At 46.1% G+C, this 17921-nt stretch carries 18 protein-coding genes; 13 read left to right on the forward strand and 5 right to left on the reverse strand.

The annotated features are described in order from the left end of the window. Positions 1–2: 2 nt before the first annotated feature. Complete coding sequence (locus AD710_RS03275) at positions 3–560, reverse strand: YufK family protein (RefSeq protein ID WP_045925838.1); 558 nt, start codon at positions 558–560, stop codon at positions 3–5. Between the two features lie 174 nt (positions 561–734). On the opposite strand from AD710_RS03275, the gene malK reads away from it, so the two are divergent. The 6 genes from malK to AD710_RS03305 all read left to right on the forward strand — a co-directional run bounded on the left by malK (position 735) and on the right by AD710_RS03305 (position 8182). After that, on the forward strand, positions 735–2336 hold the full coding sequence (malK, locus tag AD710_RS03280) for a malate sensor histidine kinase MalK (RefSeq protein ID WP_049627256.1): 1602 nt from the start codon (positions 735–737) through the stop codon (positions 2334–2336). Continuing rightward, positions 2329–3036: a response regulator gene (locus AD710_RS03285; RefSeq protein WP_016938130.1), complete on the forward strand. Its 708-nt coding sequence runs from the start codon at positions 2329–2331 to the stop codon at positions 3034–3036. The genes malK and AD710_RS03285 overlap by 8 nt, the downstream gene beginning before the upstream one ends. 399 nt (positions 3037–3435) lie before the next feature. Beyond that, positions 3436–4509, forward strand: coding sequence for a BMP family lipoprotein (locus AD710_RS03290; RefSeq protein WP_016938129.1), 1074 nt, complete (start codon positions 3436–3438; stop codon positions 4507–4509). A gap of 141 nt (positions 4510–4650) precedes the next feature. Next, entirely contained in the window at positions 4651–6183 is a 1533-nt protein-coding gene (locus AD710_RS03295) for an ABC transporter ATP-binding protein (RefSeq protein WP_049628756.1), read from the forward strand. Then, positions 6176–7222 carry an ABC transporter permease gene (locus AD710_RS03300; protein WP_047476991.1) on the forward strand — a complete coding sequence of 349 codons (1047 nt, stop codon included), beginning with the start codon at positions 6176–6178 and terminating at the stop codon, positions 7220–7222. Before AD710_RS03295 ends, AD710_RS03300 begins: the two co-directional genes overlap by 8 nt. Next, on the forward strand, positions 7223–8182 hold the full coding sequence (locus AD710_RS03305; RefSeq protein WP_049627257.1) for an ABC transporter permease: 960 nt from the start codon (positions 7223–7225) through the stop codon (positions 8180–8182). It abuts the gene before it with no gap. A gap of 44 nt (positions 8183–8226) precedes the next feature. On the opposite strand, the gene AD710_RS03310 is transcribed toward AD710_RS03305, so the two are convergent. Then, positions 8227–8445 carry a hypothetical protein gene (locus tag AD710_RS03310; protein WP_049627258.1) on the reverse strand — a complete coding sequence of 73 codons (219 nt, stop codon included), beginning with the start codon at positions 8443–8445 and terminating at the stop codon, positions 8227–8229. Positions 8446–8686: 241 nt separating this feature from the next. Here AD710_RS03310 and AD710_RS03315 point away from each other — a divergent pair, with 241 nt between their 5' ends. Genes AD710_RS03315 through mnhG form a run of 7 tightly spaced genes read left to right on the forward strand, consistent with a single transcriptional unit; the run spans position 8687 to position 14456 of the window. After that, positions 8687–11089: a Na+/H+ antiporter subunit A gene (locus AD710_RS03315; protein WP_049627259.1), complete on the forward strand. Its 2403-nt coding sequence runs from the start codon at positions 8687–8689 to the stop codon at positions 11087–11089. Next, positions 11086–11517 carry a Na(+)/H(+) antiporter subunit B gene (locus AD710_RS03320; RefSeq protein WP_049627260.1) on the forward strand — a complete coding sequence of 144 codons (432 nt, stop codon included), beginning with the start codon at positions 11086–11088 and terminating at the stop codon, positions 11515–11517. The genes AD710_RS03315 and AD710_RS03320 overlap by 4 nt, the downstream gene beginning before the upstream one ends. Continuing rightward, positions 11517–11858 (forward strand): Na(+)/H(+) antiporter subunit C, encoded by a 342-nt coding sequence (locus AD710_RS03325; RefSeq protein ID WP_003152063.1) that lies wholly within the window; start codon positions 11517–11519, stop codon positions 11856–11858. Before AD710_RS03320 ends, AD710_RS03325 begins: the two co-directional genes overlap by 1 nt. Next, the gene (locus AD710_RS03330; RefSeq protein WP_049627261.1) at positions 11851–13332 is read left to right on the forward strand and encodes a Na+/H+ antiporter subunit D; all 1482 of its coding nucleotides are present in this window, start codon (positions 11851–11853) and stop codon (positions 13330–13332) included. The genes AD710_RS03325 and AD710_RS03330 overlap by 8 nt, the downstream gene beginning before the upstream one ends. Before the next feature lie 5 nt (positions 13333–13337). Beyond that, positions 13338–13814: a Na+/H+ antiporter subunit E gene (locus AD710_RS03335; protein ID WP_016938121.1), complete on the forward strand. Its 477-nt coding sequence runs from the start codon at positions 13338–13340 to the stop codon at positions 13812–13814. Beyond that, a complete protein-coding gene (locus tag AD710_RS03340; protein ID WP_016938120.1) occupies positions 13814–14098 on the forward strand; it encodes a Na(+)/H(+) antiporter subunit F1 in 285 nt (94 codons plus the stop codon). The genes AD710_RS03335 and AD710_RS03340 overlap by 1 nt, the downstream gene beginning before the upstream one ends. Further along, entirely contained in the window at positions 14082–14456 is a 375-nt protein-coding gene (gene mnhG, locus AD710_RS03345) for a monovalent cation/H(+) antiporter subunit G (protein WP_049627262.1), read from the forward strand. The genes AD710_RS03340 and mnhG overlap by 17 nt, the downstream gene beginning before the upstream one ends. 39 nt (positions 14457–14495) lie before the next feature. Here the strand turns inward: mnhG and AD710_RS03350 are convergent, their stop codons facing one another. From AD710_RS03350 to AD710_RS03360, 3 genes are all read right to left on the reverse strand, one after another. Continuing rightward, on the reverse strand, positions 14496–14879 hold the full coding sequence (locus tag AD710_RS03350) for a hotdog fold thioesterase (RefSeq protein WP_049627263.1): 384 nt from the start codon (positions 14877–14879) through the stop codon (positions 14496–14498). Positions 14880–14900: 21 nt separating this feature from the next. Continuing rightward, entirely contained in the window at positions 14901–15545 is a 645-nt protein-coding gene (locus tag AD710_RS03355) for a two-component system response regulator ComA (protein WP_049627264.1), read from the reverse strand. An 80-nt stretch (positions 15546–15625) separates the two neighbouring features. After that, a complete protein-coding gene (locus tag AD710_RS03360; RefSeq protein ID WP_049627265.1) occupies positions 15626–17917 on the reverse strand; it encodes a sensor histidine kinase in 2292 nt (763 codons plus the stop codon). Positions 17918–17921: the final 4 nt, after the last annotated feature.

The following is a 17921-nucleotide window of genomic DNA, read 5'->3' on the forward strand; positions in this document are numbered from 1 at the left end:
GCTTACACAGGTAAGCTAGCCATTATGCTATTATAAAGCTTGATAAAGATGTACAAAATACCGATAACAAAAGTAAACCAAAACAGAATCTCAAGCAATATGAAACCGATCAGCGAAACGACCGAGAGCGTTGAATAGATTCTGTACACCATGAAGATCAAATAAACGAGTGTGACAACGGCAAAAAACGCCGCAATCCAGAAACCGTTCTGCACAAGCGCAAAGGAAAGAATTCCGCCGCCTACATAAATTAAAGAGCCTAATCTGATTTTTTTCAGGTTTTCCCCTTCAGGATCATTTGTGAAAAACAATAGAGACAGCTCTGTCACTGTGTTTGCAATCAGCTTCAAAGCCGAAAAAAGCATAAAATACACAAGGGCGAACGCTGCAAAAAGCGCCAGTCTGATCCCTTTCTCAGAGAAATAATCCAGCATTCCCTGATACATGCCGAGCGTCTGAAGCATCTTCATGACATAAAGCGAGGTAGAAATGGATAATGACGAACTAAAAAGCAGAATCGCAACGAGCGGAAAATAACCCGTCCAATAAGTATTTTTCATATAAAAAGTCCCTTTCTGTAATCTACTTCACTTATTATGGAGGACTTAAAACACATTGACAAGATAAAAAATTCCATTTTTCCTCACTTTTACGAAATAAGAGCCCGATCTTCACAAACCGGCTTTTTCGGAGTAAAGTAGAACGCGGGAATGATAAACGTAAGGAAGGCTGTCATGAAAAAAACATTAAAATTGCAAACCCGATTAACGATATTCGTCTGTATTGTCGTTCTTATCGCACTTTGTATCACCTTTTTCACTATCAGCGTCCAGACCGCAGACCGCGTGAAAGAAGAAGAGCGGACAACCGCCCTGCGAACCGCAAAGCTGGTCGCGGAAACACCGAGTGTCGCGCAGGCATTGCAAACAAGAAAAGGTCTGAAAGAGCTCCGGCACTATACACTGGATGTCCAGCATACGACAGGAACCGAATTTGTCGTGGTGATGGATATGAACAGCATCCGTCTCACCCACCCCGACGCAAATAAAATCGGTAAGAAATTCACCGGCGGAGACGAACAGCCGGCGATGCACGGCCATATCAAAACGAGCACATCAGCGGGAACGCTCGGGAAATCCATGAGAGCCTTCGTTCCGATCTACGGAAAAGATAAAAAACAAGTGGGCGTCGTTTCGGTCGGAATTTCGCTTAACAAAATACAGGATGTCGTCAGCCACAGTTTGAGACCGCTTTATTTCATTATCTGCGTAAGTATTTTTGTCGGCGTCATAGGAGCCGTCATTGTCGCCCGCACCGTTAAAAACATTATGTACGGTCTTGAGCCTTATGAAATTGCCACTTTGCTTGAAGAGCGGAGCGCCATGCTCGAATCCACGAAGGAAGGCATCCTCGCGGTTGACGCGCGGGGAAAAATTAAGCTCGCCAATGCCGAAGCGAAACGCCTCTTTATTAAAATGGGTATTCCGACTAATCCGGTCGATCAAGATGTGAACGATATTCTTCCGAAAAGCCGGCTGAAGCAGGTGATTGAAACGAAAAAACCGCTTCAAGACAGGGATATCCGCATTAACGGACTTGAGCTTGTTTTTAATGAGGTTCCGATTCATCTGAAAGGACAAACCGTCGGAGCGATCGCCACTTTCAGGGACAAAACGGAGGTCAAACATTTAGCAGAACAGCTGTCCGGTGTTAAAATGTATGCAAACGCATTAAGAGCACAGTCCCATGAATTCATGAATAAGCTTCATGTCATTTTAGGACTTGTCCAGTTAAAAGAATATGATGATCTCGGCACTTATATTAAGGATATCGCCATTCAGCAGAAGACGGAAACAAGCGAGATTATCAGCGATGTCAAAAGTCCGGTTCTTGCAGGGTTTCTGCTGGGAAAACAAAGCTATATACGCGAACAGGGCGCTGACCTGGACATTCAGCTCGGCAGCATGATTCCGAATGCGGCGGATCCCGCCGTCATCCATGAGCTCATTACGATTATCGGAAATCTGCTGAACAATGCGCTTGACGCGGTGGCACCGATGCCGAAAAAAAACATTACGTGTTCGATGCGGTTTCAAGATCGACTGCTTGATATAGAAATTACGGACACCGGAGCCGGAATGTCCGCCGAAGACCAAACCCGTATTTTTGAACAAGGCTATTCCACGAAAGGGACAAACCGGGGATTCGGTCTCTATTTTACCCAGCAGGCAACAGAAAATTTAAAAGGCCACATGATTGTGACAAGTGAAAAGAATGAAGGAACGACTTTCAGTCTTCGCATTCCGTATGAACCGAAGGAGGAAAATGATGATTAATGTACTCATAGTTGAAGACGACCCCATGGTGGGTGAATTAAATAAACGCTATCTCAGCCAGATTGAAGGCTTTCAGCTGAAAGGGATCGCTTCATCCTTTCAAAGCGCGCTGCACGTGTTAAGCGAGCATCATATCGACCTCATCCTCCTTGACATTTATATGCCGGGAAAAAACGGTCTTGAGCTTTTAACGGAAATCCGCAAACAAAATGAATCGGTCGATGTCATCGTCATTTCAGCCGCAAGCGAGCTGGATGTCATCAAAAAAACACTTCGGTACGGCGCCGTCGATTATTTAATCAAACCATTTGAGTTTGACCGCTTTCAAACCGCCCTTTCCGACTACAGACGCAAGCAGAAGGTTTATCAATCACACAGAAGCATGACACAGAAAGAATTAGATGCGGAGCTTTTTCAAAAGAAAGTAGCGGCGGAAAAGGTTCACCTTCCGAAAGGACTGACAAAAAGCACGCTTAAACTCATCTGGGCGAGCATCGAATCTTTCGGCGACAGCTCTTTTACTACGGAAGACCTCGCCAAGCATACTGAAATCTCGCAAGTCTCCATCCGGAAATACCTTAAATTTCTTGAAGACATTCAAGTGCTGAACGTAGAGATGGCGTACGGCACGATCGGCAGACCCGTCTTTCAATACCATATCAACACCGGCAATGTCAGCACCATAAAACAATATTTATAATGTCAAAAGCGCCGTTCCGCCGTGAACGGTGCTTTTTACTGTCATATCCCCTGACAAAAGGCTTGAGATTCCGTTTTGATATGCTATATAAGAATAATGACCCGACGGAGCCGCCTATGATTTATCCAAATGAGGAAACAGATTCATAATATTGATATTTTTTTAAAAATAAGCAAATTTCTATTTATTTATGCTGGGTAAAATGATAAATTATGATTGGTTAGCTGATCTTTTCAGATATGACATAAGTCCCGAACTAACACGAGACAGCCGCTCAAAGCGGGCAAAAGAGAGACGTCTCATCACTATTATCAGAAAGTTTTTTCGATTCTGTATCCTATCGGCGGCTCAAGTCTGAAAAAAACGGTATCAGCCATATTTTACAGGGGGGTTATATCTTTGAAAAAACGCAAAATCGGAATGGCGGTAGCGCTCATCGCGGCGGCCGGAACCCTATTAAGCGCATGCGGTTCGAGTGACAAAGCAAACGGCTCCGGCAGCAAAAACTTTACCGTCGGCATGGTCACGGATATCGGCGGAGTCGATGACAAATCATTTAACCAGTCCGCCTGGGAAGGCATTCAGGCATTCGGAAAAGACAAGGGGCTTACAAAAGGCAAAAGCGGGTTTGACTATCTCCAATCAAAATCAGATGCAGATTACACAACGAACTTAAATAAATTAGCACGGGAACACTTTGACCTGATTTATGGCGTCGGGTACCTGATGCAGGATTCCATCAGCGAAATCGCCGATCAGCGCAAAGACACAAATTTTGCGATTATTGACGCCGTTGTCAAAAAAGACAACGTGGCGAGCCTTACATTTAAAGAGCAGGAAGGTTCATTCCTCGCGGGAGTAGCAGCTGCGTTATCGAGCAAAACGGGAAAAGTCGGATTTGTGGGCGGCATGGAGTCTGAATTGATCAAAAAATTCGAAATCGGCTTCCGCGCCGGTGTACAAGCCGCAAATCCGAAAGCGGCCGTCGAAGTGAAATATGCGGGCGGATTCGACAAAGCCGATGTCGGCAAAGCCACAGCTGAAAGCATGTACAAATCAGGCGTTGACGTCATTTATCACGCGGCCGGCGCAACGGGTACGGGCGTCTTCACGGAAGCAAAAAACCTTAAAAAAGAAGATCCGAAACGCAACGTATGGGTCATCGGCGTTGATAAAGACCAGTATGCGGAAGGTCAAGTTGAAGGCACAAAAGACAATGTCACGCTCACATCAATGGTCAAAAAAGTGGATACAGCCGTGAAGGACTTAACGAAAAAAGCAAGTGACGGCAAATTCCCGGGCGGCAAAACATTAACTTACGGATTGGCACAGGATGCAGTCGGCATCTCGGATCACAAGGAAAACCTTTCTGACGATGTCATCAAAGCAACAGACGATTGGAAGAAGAAAATCGCGGACGGACTCGAGATCCCTTCAACTGAAAAAGAATTGAAATCCTTCAAGGCTGAGTAAGAAATCAGGGGATAAGGAGACTTTCGTGCTTATCCCCTCTCTTTTTTGGAAAGAGCGGCGAAGGAAAAGCTGCATCTTCTTGCAGCTTTTCTTTTGCCAAGCTTTTTCATCAAAGCATCTCTGAAAAGGAGCGTCAAATCGGTGGATTATATCATTGAAATGCTTAATATACGCAAAGAGTTTCCCGGAATCGTTGCCAATGATGACGTCACGCTTCAAGTGAAAAAAGGCGAAATACACGCCCTGCTCGGGGAAAACGGCGCGGGGAAGTCGACACTCATGAACGTTTTATTCGGCCTGTATCAGCCGGAAAAAGGCGAAATCCGGGTGCGGGGTGAACGTGTTCACATCAACAGCCCGAACAAAGCCAACGACCTCGGCATCGGAATGGTGCACCAGCATTTTATGCTTGTGGATACCTTTACCGTCTCAGAAAATATTATTCTCGGAAAAGAGCCGAAAAAATTAGGACGGATTGACAGACAGCGCGCCGACCGGGACGTACGCGATATTTCCGACCGTTACGGCCTGCAGATTGATCCTGAAGCTAAAGTTGCCGATATTTCTGTCGGTATGCAGCAGCGGGCGGAAATATTAAAGACCCTCTACCGGGGCGCGGACATTCTCATTTTTGACGAGCCGACCGCGGTTCTGACCCCGCACGAAATTCAAGAACTGATTCAGATTATGAAAAACCTGGTCAATGAAGGAAAATCCATTATCCTCATCACCCACAAATTAAAAGAAATCATGGAAGTCTGCGACCGTGTCACCATCATCCGGAAAGGAAAAGGCATTACAACACTCGATGTCGCACATACGGATCAGGATGAACTGGCAAGCCTTATGGTCGGACGCGCAGTTTCATTCAAGACGGATAAACAGCCGGCTGTACCGAAACAGGAAGTGCTTTCGCTTTCTGATGTAACGGTGAAAGACGCGCGCGGAGTTGAGGCGGTCAAACAGCTCTCCCTCTCTGTCAGAGCCGGTGAAATTGTCGGCATTGCGGGCGTTGACGGCAACGGCCAATCTGAATTAATCGAAGCCATTACAGGTCTCAGAAAAACACATGCCGGCACGATCACGTTAAACGGCAAACAGCTGCAAAACATGCCTCCGCGGAAAGTCACTGAAGCAGGAATCGGGCATATCCCCCAGGACAGGCATAAACATGGACTCGTTCTTGATTTTCCGATCGGAGAAAATATCGTGCTGCAAAGTTATTATCAAAAGCCCTACTCTTCTTTCGGCATATTAAATAAACTCGCGATTTATGACAAAGCGCGAAGCCTGATTGAAGAATACGACGTCAGAACGCCTGATGAATATACGCCCGCACGCGCTCTCTCGGGAGGAAATCAGCAAAAGGCCATTATCGGCCGTGAAGTGGACAGAAATCCCGATCTATTAATTGCCGCCCAGCCGACGCGCGGGCTCGATGTCGGCGCGATTGAATTCGTCCATAAAAAGCTCATTGAGCAGCGTGACGCCGGTAAAGCTGTGCTGCTGTTGTCTTTTGAGCTTGATGAAATCATGAATCTCAGCGATCGCATCGCCGTCATCTTTGAAGGCAGCATCATCGCAAACGTCAATCCGCCGGAAACAGACGAGCAGGAGCTTGGTCTTTTAATGGCGGGAAGTAAGCAAATGGAGGCAGGGAACATACATGATTAATCGACTTTCTCATCTGGCTGTGCCGCTGATTGCAATCATTCTTGGTCTGGCTGCGGGCGCGGTCATCATGCTTGCCAGCGGCTACAATGTCGCAAGCGGGTATTCGGCTCTTTGGAACGGCATTTTCGGTGAAATGTATTATCTCGGGGAAACGATCCGGCAGATTACGCCTTATATTTTATCCGGATTGGCCGTGGCGTTCGCATTTCGGACCGGCCTGTTCAATATCGGTGTTGAAGGACAGCTCCTTGTCGGCTGGACGGCCGCGGTTTGGGTCGGGACTTCCTTTGACGCTCCCGCTTACATCCACCTCCCGCTTTCGTTATTGGCGGCGGCTGCCGCGGGAGGCATTTGGGGGCTGATTCCCGGATTTTTAAAAGCCCGTTTTTTTGTTCACGAAGTGATTGTCACGATCATGATGAATTATATCGCTCTTCATTTAACCAATTACCTCATATCCGATGTCATGACGGACCACAGGGACAAAACAGACAAAATTCATGAAAGCGCGTCGCTCCGCTCGCCGTTTTTAGAGCAGCTGACAGACTACTCCCGCCTTCATTGGGGGATACTGATCGCTTTGTTTGCGGCAGTCTTCATGTGGTTTATCATTCATAAAACAAAAAGCGGATTCGAATTTCGGGCTGTTGGCTTTAATCAGCACGCGGCACAATACGCCGGAATGAGCGTCAGAAAAAATATGATGTATGCCATGATGATTTCCGGCGCCTTCGCGGGGCTTGCCGGGGCGATGGAAGGACTCGGAACCTTTCAATACGCGGCGGTTAAAGGCGCGTTTACCGGAGTCGGCTTCGACGGCATCGCGGTTGCGCTTCTAGGGGGCAGCACGGCAATCGGCGTGGTTCTTGCGGCCTGTCTTCTCGGCGGCCTTAAAGTCGGCGCCTTAAATATGCCGATTGAATCCGGTGTGCCTTCTGAAGTCGTTGACATCGTCATCGCCATTATTATTTTGTTTGTGGCATCAAGCTACGCCATCCGGCTCATCCTTGATAAATTGAAGAAAAAGGGGGCGAAGTAAGTGGACTTCCTGCAGATTTTATCCATAATTGTCCCGGCCACACTCGTTTATGCGGCTCCGCTTATTTTAACCGCTCTCGGCGGCGTGTTTTCTGAAAGATCGGGGGTTGTCAATATCGGTCTGGAAGGCCTGATGATTATCGGCGCCTTTACAAGCGTCATGTTCAACTTATTTTTCGGACGTGAGCTCGGCGCCGCTGCCCCGTGGCTCGCCCTGGCTGCGGCTATGATTGCCGGCGGGCTGTTCTCGCTGATTCACGCGGCTGCCGCGGTTTCTTTCCGCGCCGATCAGACGGTAACCGGGGTGGCGATCAATATGCTCGCGTTAGGAACGACGCTGTTTATCGTTAAGCTGATATACGGCAAGGCGCAGACTGATAAAATCCCGGAGCCCTTTTACAAAACGAACATTCCGGGGTTAAGCGACATTCCGATTTTAGGAAAAATCTTCTTTTCAGACGTATATTATACTTCGATTTTAGCCATCGTACTGGCCTTTGTTTCTTGGTTTATTTTATTCAAAACACCGTTCGGCCTCCGCATCCGTTCTGTCGGGGAACATCCGATGGCGGCAGATACGATGGGAATCAACGTGTTCGCCATGCGCTATATCGGCGTCATGATCAGCGGGCTGTTTGGCGGGCTCGGCGGCGGTGTGTATGCTTCTACAATCGCGCTTGATTTCACGCACTCCACCATTTCCGGACAAGGCTTTATCGCTCTTGCCGCGCTTGTTTTCGGCAAATGGCATCCGATCGGCGCGCTCGGGGCTGCGCTGTTTTTCGGATTTGCGCAGAGTTTAAGCATTATCGGCTCGCTTTTGCCCCTGTTCAAAGACATTCCGAATGTATACATGCTGATGGCTCCTTACATTCTGACCATTCTCGCGCTTGCCGGGTTCATCGGCCGCGCGGATGCGCCTAAAGCCAACGGCATCCCTTATATTAAAGGAAAACGCTGATCATCATACAAAAAGAGTTCCGCGCCCTGATGCCGGAACTCTTTTCATCTATAAACGATTCTGATATATTCACGCGGCTGAAACGGCTTTTTCATTGATTCAGCCGCACTCAGCTTGTCGTGCGCGTATTCTGTGCCGAGAAAAAAATACTCCCATTCATCTGCCTCCGTCTCCTGCCTCCCTTTGCAGAAATCGTCCGCTATGAATGTTCCTGCAATAATAGAACAAAATATTCCAATACAGGCTGCCGCCTTTCTTTTCATCTGACCAGCTCCTTTTGTAAAGCTTGATCTGAAAGCTAAATGTATATACAAAGATCCGGATATTTGATAAATTTATTTTAGGTTCAAAAGACCACAAAAACACAGAGAGGAATACATTATGCCATAGCAGGGTAAAAAAAAGTGCGATATAATTTGTACTGGGTCCTATGACCGTGAATTGATTTTTTCACTCTTACATAAAGCAGTTGCTTGATGAAAAACAAGCAAAGGAGGTCTTCTGTTGCAGCTGTTACATTTCGCGATTTTGGCGCCTTTTTTATTTGCATTTATCGTTCCCTTTCTTTATAAACGGGTAAAACAAATCCATACAGGCTGGTTTGTGCTGATATTGCCCGTTGTGCTGTTTGTTTACTTTATCAGCAAGCTCCCGCTGACAATGGCGGGAGAAACCGTCCGGTATGCGGCCGAATGGATTCCTTCCCTCGGCATTAACTATACCGTTTATATTGACGGGCTCGGGCTGTTATTCGCTTTATTGATTACGGGCATCGGCTCTCTGGTGACACTTTACAGTATTTTTTACTTATCGAAGGACAAAGAAAAGCTCGGCCCCTTTTACGTGTATCTGCTGATGTTTATGGGCGCGATGCTCGGTGTTGTGCTCGTCGATAACGTCATTGTGCTTTATATGTTCTGGGAGCTGACAAGCCTGTCATCCTTCTTATTAATCGGGTATTGGCATAAGCGGGAGAAATCACGCTACGGGGCGGAAAAATCACTGCTGATTACCGTCGGCGGCGGACTGTGCATGCTCGGCGGCTTTATCCTGCTGTATCTGATGACGGACTCATTCAGTATCAGGGAAATGGTCAACCAGGTGCATATTATCGCCGGCCATCCGTTCTTTATTCCGGCAATGGTTCTCCTGTTATTGGGGGCCTTTACGAAATCAGCGCAGTTTCCGTTTTACATCTGGCTTCCTGATGCCATGGAAGCCCCGACTCCTGTCAGCGCCTACCTGCACTCGGCAACAATGGTGAAAGCGGGCATTTATCTGATTGCCAGATTCAGTCCGGTTTTTGCATTTTCACCCGTCTGGTTTTGGACGGTTGCCTCAGTCGGTCTGATCACGATGGTATGGGCTTCCTTCAACGCGATTAAACAAACCGATTTAAAAGCGATTCTGGCTTTTTCCACAGTCAGCCAGCTCGGTATGATTGTATCGATGCTCGGCGCAGGAGCCGCCGCGCTTCATTATCAGCATTCGGAGTATTTCACGGCGGCTGTGACCGCGGCTGTGTTTCACTTAATTAACCATGCTACTTTTAAAGGAAGTTTATTTATGGCGGTCGGCATTATCGACCATGAAACGGGAACGAGGGATATCCGCAGGCTCGGCGGACTGATGGCGCTTATGCCGATAACGTTTACCGTTTCATTGATCGGAACGTTTTCCATGGCCGGCCTCCCTCCTTTTAACGGCTTCTTAAGTAAAGAAATGTTCTTTACAAGTATGCTGCGGATTGCTCATGCAGATATTTTCAGCCTGGATACGTGGGGCGTGCTGTTCCCCGTTCTGGCGTGGATCGGCAGCGTCTTCACGTTTATCTACAGCATGAAGCTGTTTTTCAGAACGTTCAGAGGCGCGCGCAAAACGGATCAGCTTGAAAAGACGCCGCATGAAGCTCCGCTCGGCATGCTGATTTCGCCGGTGATTCTTGCCGCTTGCGCCGTCAGTCTGTTTTTCGCACCGAATGTTTTGTCCTACAGCCTGATTGAACCGGCGATGAATTCCATTTATCCGGCTCTGTTAACCGGCGGAGATACATTCCATGTCCACATTTCCCAGTGGCACGGTGTGACGGCTGAAGTGCTGATGACCGTCGGCATTATCATTGTCGGCACGATCGGTTACGTGTCTCTGTCTAAATGGGAGCGGGTATACGGTCTGTTTCCGAAAAAACTGACGCTGAACCGGCTTTACAATGCGGTGACGGGCAGTATGGAAAAAAGATCTTACCAGCTGACGTCATCTTATATGACCGGATTTTTGCGGGATTATCTGCTGTATATTTTTGCGGCGTTTATCATTCTCATCGGAGCGGCGTTCGTGATGAAAGGCGGCTTTTCCATGACAACGAAAGGAATGGCTGAGATCGGTCTGTATGAAATCGTGCTGTCGCTCGTTATGGTGAGCGCAACGATTGCGACTGTGTTCGCCAAATCGCGGCTGACGGCCATTATCGCACTCGGAGTTGTCGGGTATACGCTCGCGCTGTTTTTCGTGATTTTCAGAGCGCCCGATCTGGCGCTCACGCAGCTTGTCATTGAGACGATATCCGTCGCCTTGTTTCTTCTTTGTTTTTATCATCTGCCGAAAATGCGGCGGAAAAAGAAGACCAGAACATTCCGGCTGACGAATTTTATCATTTCTCTCGGTGTCGGCGTCATCGTGACAATGCTCGGAATCGCGTCTTCCAGCGAAAAAACAAAAGACAGTATCGCCTCTTTTTTCACGGCTTACAGCCATAAGCTTGGCGGAGGCAATAATATCGTCAACGTCATCCTCGTTGATTTCAGGGGATTTGACACAATGTTTGAAATCACGGTGCTGTCGATTGCCGCACTCGGAATTTACGGCATGATCAGAACGAAAGTAAAAGAGGAGGGAGAAGAGCGTTGAGACAGCAAAAAACAAACGACATCATCCTTCAGACGGCAACGAAACTTGTATCTTTTATCATTCTGCTTTTCTCTTTCTATTTATTTTTATCGGGGCATAACGCTCCCGGCGGAGGATTTGTCGGCGGGCTGATTACATCTTCGGCCATTGTGCTTTTGCTTTTGGCCTTTGATTTAAAAACCGTCAAGTCGATTTTGCCCGTCAATTTTATTTATGTAGCGGGCGCGGGTCTGCTTATCGCGATTGCAACGGGTGCAGGTTCGTTCTTATTCGGAGCGCCCTTTCTCACCCATACATTCGGCCATTTTGATCTCCCGGTGCTCGGGAATACGGAGCTTGCGACGGCCACTTTGTTTGATTTAGGTGTGTATCTCGTTGTTGTCGGCGTGACGATGACCATTATTCAAACGATTGGAGAGGAAGAATAGTGGAAATCTTAATGTCTGTCATTGCCGGTATTTTGTTTATGGCAGCAACCTACCTGCTGCTTTCTAAAAGTCTGCTGCGCGTAATTATCGGCACCGCGCTTTTAAGCCACGGCGTCCATTTGCTGCTTCTGACCATGGGCGGACTGAAAAAAGGCGCCCCTCCCATACTGGGCGGAAAAAGCACATCGTTTGTCGATCCGCTGCCGCAGGCACTCATACTGACGGCGATCGTTATTTCGTTCGGCGTCACGTCCTTCCTGCTTGTGATGGCGTTTCGCGCCTATCAGGAACTGAAAACGGACGATATGGATCGAATGAGGGGAAATGATCAACATGAATAACTTTGTAATATTGCCTATTCTGGTGCCGCTGCTTTGCGCAGTGCTGCTGATTTTTATGAACAGGCACGTGATGCTGATGCGGATATTCAGCACTGCCGCTTCCTGTGTCTCCATCGCCATCAGCGCCGTTCTCGTTCAGACGGTTTTTACACACGGAATTCAGACGCTGACACTCGGCGGCTGGAAAGCGCCGTACGGCATTGTGCTCGCCGCTGATCAGCTCGCCGCACTGCTTGTTTTGACAACCGCCGTCATCGGGCTGCTCGTCATTTTGTACTCCTTCCGCTCTATCGGAGAAAAACGGGAGCGCGCTTTCTATTATTCAGGGGTGCAGTTTCTTCTGGCGGGTGTAAGCGGAGCGTTTTTGACGGGTGACCTGTTCAACATGTACGTCTTTTTTGAGCTTCTGCTTATCGCGTCTTACATGCTGATCGTGCTTGGCGGAACGAAAATTCAATTAAGAGAATCATTGAAGTATATCGTGTTTAACATTGTGTCATCCGCGTTTTTTGTCATCGGTGTCGGTTACTTATATGCGGTGACGGGGACGCTGAATATGGCTGATTTAAGCGTAAAAATCAGCGAATCGGGCCAGACCGGGCTGATAACTGTCATCGGCGTCCTGTTTCTCGTCGTTTTCGGTTTAAAGGGCGGGATATTCCCGCTGTATTTCTGGATGCCGGGCTCTTATTACGCCCCGCCGGCTGCGATTTCGGCCTTATTCGGATCTCTTTTGACGAAAGTCGGCCTGTACGCCATTTTGAGAGTATTCACCCTGATTTTCATTCACGATGCAGGCTTTACTCACCAATTGATGATGTGGCTTGCGATGCTGACGGTATTATTCGGCGTAATCGGGTCTATCGCCTTTTCGGATGTCATGAAAATCGTCATCTATAATATTATTACAGCCGTCGGCGTGATTTTGTTCGGCATCGCCATGAACACCCCGGCCTCCATTCAAGGAGCGGTTTATTACTTGATTCACGATATGCTGATAAAAGGAGCGCTGTTTATGCTGGCGGGAACGCTTATCACGCTGACCGGCACGGCGAGCCTGCATAAAATGAGCGGCCTGATCACCCGTTATCCCGTTTTGGGCTGGATGTTCTTTATCTCCGCCATATCTTTGGCCGGCATCCCGCCGTTCAGCGGATTTGTGGGTAAGCTGAAGATTGCTGAAGGCGGTTTTGATCAGGGGGAAACATTGTTCTCCGTATTGATTCTCTTGTCGAGCCTGCTTGTGCTGTATTCCGTGCTGAAGGTTTTTACGACGGCTTTTTGGGGAGAAGAAAAAGAAATCCCGGGCGCGGGCGGACGGTCCGCAAAAGGGCTTCTTTATCCGGCAGCCGCTTTTCTCCTTTTGTCGCTTCTGTTCGGGCTCGGAACCGAATGGGTTTCACCGTATGTCAATCAGACGGCTGAGAATCTGCTGAATCCGGAAAAATACATTGAAGCTGTTTTGAAGGAGTAGATGGCATGGCTTTGCAACTATTATTAAATGTTCTTCTCGCTGTTTGCTGGATGTTTCTTACAAACAGCCTCAGCGCGGCGGGATTTGTTACCGGATTTATCGCGGGCTTGGCGGCGCTGTTTTTTTTCCGGCGCTTCTTCTCGCGGCCGTTTTACATTTGGAAAATATGGTCGGTCATCAAACTGATGCTGATCTTTATAAAAGAATTATATCTGGCCAATGTCAGCGTGCTGAAAACCGTTATTTCGCCGAAGATGAACATCCGCCCGGGCATTTTCGCGTTTAAGACGGAACTGACGGAGGATTGGGAGATCACACTGCTCTCGCTGTTAATCACTCTGACACCGGGTACGCTTGTGATGGATATCTCCGATGACCGGTCGATTCTCTATATACACGCCATGGACATTGAGGATGCGGAGAAAGCGATTCATGACATCCGCGTCTCTTTTGAGAAAGCCATTCAGGAGGTGAGCCGCTGATGTTTACGTTTATTCTGCAATTATCACTCGGCATTATGGCGGTTTCGACTCTTCTGTACGTCATTCGAGTCATTAAAGGGCCTACGATACCGGACCGGGTCGTCGCGCTTGATGGGATCGGCATCAATCTGATTGCCATGACCGCGCTCGTATCCATCCTCTTAAGAACAACGGCCTTTTTGGACATCATTCTGCTGCTCGGCATTTTATCATTTATCGGCACGATTGCCTTCGCTAAGTTTTTGGAGAAAGGAGAGATTATCGAAAATGATCGAAATCGTTAAATGGGCCGTCGCCGTTTGTATTCTGATGGGATCGCTGATCTGTCTGGTCGCGTCTTTCGGCACACTCAGACTTCCTGACATGTATACACGCGCCCACGCCTCTTCAAAAGGCTCGACACTCGGCGTTAATTTGATATTGCTCGGGGTGTTAGGTTACTTGTGGATGCTGACCGGAGAAATTTCCGTAAAAATACTGCTCGGCATCATTTTTATCCTGCTGACGGCGCCGGTCGGGGCGCACCTCATATGCAGAGCCGCGTATAACTCAGGAACGGAGCTTGATAAACGAAGCGTTCAGGATGATTATAAAGGGATCAGAAACTTTGTGATCAAACGAAAAGAAGATTCATATTTGTAAAAACAAACAGCCGGACGATTCAGGGTTCCGGCTGTTTGTTTATTTTGTTATAACAGCCAGCGTGCAGCGGGACACACAGATCAGCCTTTCTCTTTCATCGAAAATGTTAATCCCGTACACAATGGTTGTCCTGCCCGTGTGAACGGGTTCCGCAATCGCCGTGACCGTACCGCCCTCTTTCACGGATTTTAAATGATTGGCATTAATCTCAAGCCCGACACAGGCCTGTTTCGACTGATCGATAAAATGCTGGGCACCGATGCTTGCAACAGTCTCCGCCAGCGCTACGGACGCGCCTCCGTGCAGATATCCGAAAGGCTGCACCGTCCTCTTATCCACCGGCATAACAGCGACGCATCTCTCCGCCGTGTTTTCAGTGATTTCAATGCCGAGTGCGCCGAGCAATGTATGATTCAGATTCATAGGTCATTCTCCTTTCAAGGTTTATAGTACATTATCCGACTTGGCGATCAGCACCGCTTCAGTGCGGGAGCCGACATTCAGCTTATTAAAAATGGATGTCAGGCTGTATTCAATCGACCGCTTGCTTAAGTGAAGCGCATCGGCGATTTCCTGATTGGTCAAACCTTTTTCGACCTCTTGGAGAATATGGCGCTCTCTCGAAGTTAACCGATCCTGCTCACTTTGAGGGGAAGAAGACGTTTTTGTTTTTTGCTGGGTCATCAGCTGTTTGAAATAGGAGAAATCAACTAAAATCTGTCCGTTGAGCACGTGATATATGTATTGCATGATTTTCTCTTTAGATTCGGTTTTGCTGATGGCGCCATGCAGACCCGCGCGGATGGATTCTTCAAAATAATCTTCAACTTCATAGCCTGTGTAGACAATGATTTTACAGAGAGGATTCTCTTTTAAGATTTTCTTGGAAAGCTCTATGCCGCTGAGGTCATCACCCAGATTTAAATCCATTAATATGAGATCGTAAGCTGAAAAATCATGCCGGAGAACGAACTGTTCACTGGCATCGGGACTGAGGCAATCGACAGAAAGATTCGTGTCCGTTTCCAGAATCGTCTTGGTGCCCTCCATGACAGCCGGATGATCATCAATCACTAGTATCTTTTTCATGGTTTCCTCCCTTTTACTCATTCATTTCCATTTTATTAAAAAGACTTGGCTTCTGCCAAGTCGATTTGGTGATAAATTGGTTACAATTCCATTTCAATATCCGCTTTAAAACCATTTCCTTCACTTGTGTCGATTTTCATCCGGCCGTCAAGCGCCCGGACGCGCTCCTTAATGCCCGAAAGCCCCATGCTCATCGACTGTCCGCTGCCTTCTTCCTGATTGCACCCGACCCCGTCATCTTCATAATGCAGAATCACTTTATTTTGAATGCTGATCAGCATAATCAGCACCTCATTGGCCTGTGAATGCTTCATGGCATTCGAAAGAAATTCCTGAATGATGCGGTACAAATTCAGCTGCGTATCCAAATCCAGCGCCGCCGTAAACCGGCCCGTATTCAGACGGATATGAAACGGCGCACGCTCCTGCTGCTGTGCGGCAAGCTTGGATACCGCCTTGACCAGACCCAAATCATACAGCAGCTGATGGCACGTCTCCCGGGTCATCAAAATAACATCCGACATCTGCTCATTCATCTGATGAAGCTTGTCCTGCACCTCTAACTGGCAAGGCTCTTCTCTTTTAAAATCAGCCAGAAACAGCTCACACTGGCGCTTCAAAGAAATCAAATCCTGCAGCACCGAATCATGCAGATCACGGGCCAGATCCGACCGCTGCTTTTCCTCGATCGTAAACATCAGCTTTTTGAGCCAGACCGGGTTTGAGCCTTGTTGTTTTAGGTCTTGTAAATGATTCATGAGTTCTTCGATCTGTATCACGTTTTCCATAGAGACACTCGTATAGAAAGACAATGTTTTCAGCCATGAAATCTCATCCCGTGTCAGTCTCGGTGTATTAATGGCGGACAAACAAAGCAAAACATAAGAACTTCCCCCGCGTTCTCCTATCTTGATTAAGAAACCGCGGTTTAGCTCAATGATTTTCCCAATCTCTGAAGTAACTTTCTTAAATTCTTTTGAATACATTTCCCAGTCAGGTTCGTTATCCTTTTTATCATGATATAATATGTCACCCTCAGAGGTAACTTCAAAGACATAAGCTTTACTGACGAGGAGAACATCCAGAATCGTCTTTTTTAGTTCTTTAAACATTTGTTTTAAAGATGTTATACTTCTGATAAACTGAGTATATTTAAAAATACTATCTTGATAATTATACTTTTCTGAAAAGCGTTTTAAACGAAATTTAAAATCTATTATTTCTTTAAAATAAAATACAGCAAACATTATAATAAAGATAAAAACAGTCTGTCGAATAGGATTCATTTGAAGCTCATCTGTTCCCTCCCAGACTGATAAAACTCCGACAATTACTAGTGTTGGGATTACAGCCAGTAAAGTATAATACCTCATTCTTCCTAATATAAATTCTATATCAAATATTTTATTTGCAACAAACTGATATACTAATCCAAATGGAATAAGGACAAGCAATGAGGCTGATGCCAGAGCTGGAAATATATAATCACCAGTTAAAATAATAGGTACGACATAAAAAAGTAAAAATGGAGCAAAAGAAAGTGTATTTGTCAGAATTAAAACTTTCAAAATATAAGCATGCTCTGAATATTTATATTTATATAAGTGATAGAATACGAGAACAAAACCTGAGAGAGTAACGAGAAAAAACGAGATAAGATTAAGATTTATAACGTCAAAAGGTAATTTCTTACGAAAAAGCTCCATAATAACATTAAAAATCGGAAATATATATAAGATATTGATTAGACGACTTGCAAACTTCTTTCCTAATTCCTCAAAATATTGCTGTATGAACTGAAGATAAAATATAGGAGAAGCTATAAATGTGAATAAATTTACATATCTGTTAAACGCATGTCCTCTAAATGGCCCTCCTGCACTTATATAAGCAATTGAAATATCTAACAAGAACAAAATTAAAATGTATCCTGCAAACGATTTTCTTGTTTGATTCACCTTTAGAATGTAAAATATACATACTATACTTAAAAAATAAAACACAAGTGGAAGAACGAATACAAAAAAGCTATAGGATTTATCTAAGTTGACAATATCAAAATCATCTAAATGAATTTGCTTTCCATTTCTGCTCACATCTAAACTTTTGATATGACTTAGATTATCTCCTTTTAAAAATTTAGCAGATGGTTTTTCTTTGTTGATTCTTAAAATGATGTCACCTGTTTCTAAACCTACGAATTTCCCGTAAGTTGTTTCTGACATCTCTATTATTTGAAATTGTTTGTTTTTATTTTCAATAACTTTTGTTCCGATTATAATCCCATTTATGTTTATATAAGAAACATAGCAAACATAAACAATGCTTAAGACAATGACTGAAATAGTGAATTGTTTAATAAAGTTTTTCACATAT

The sequence above is a fragment of the Bacillus sp. JFL15 genome (assembly GCF_001184225.1).
GTDB lineage: Bacteria > Bacillota > Bacilli > Bacillales > Bacillaceae > Bacillus > Bacillus siamensis.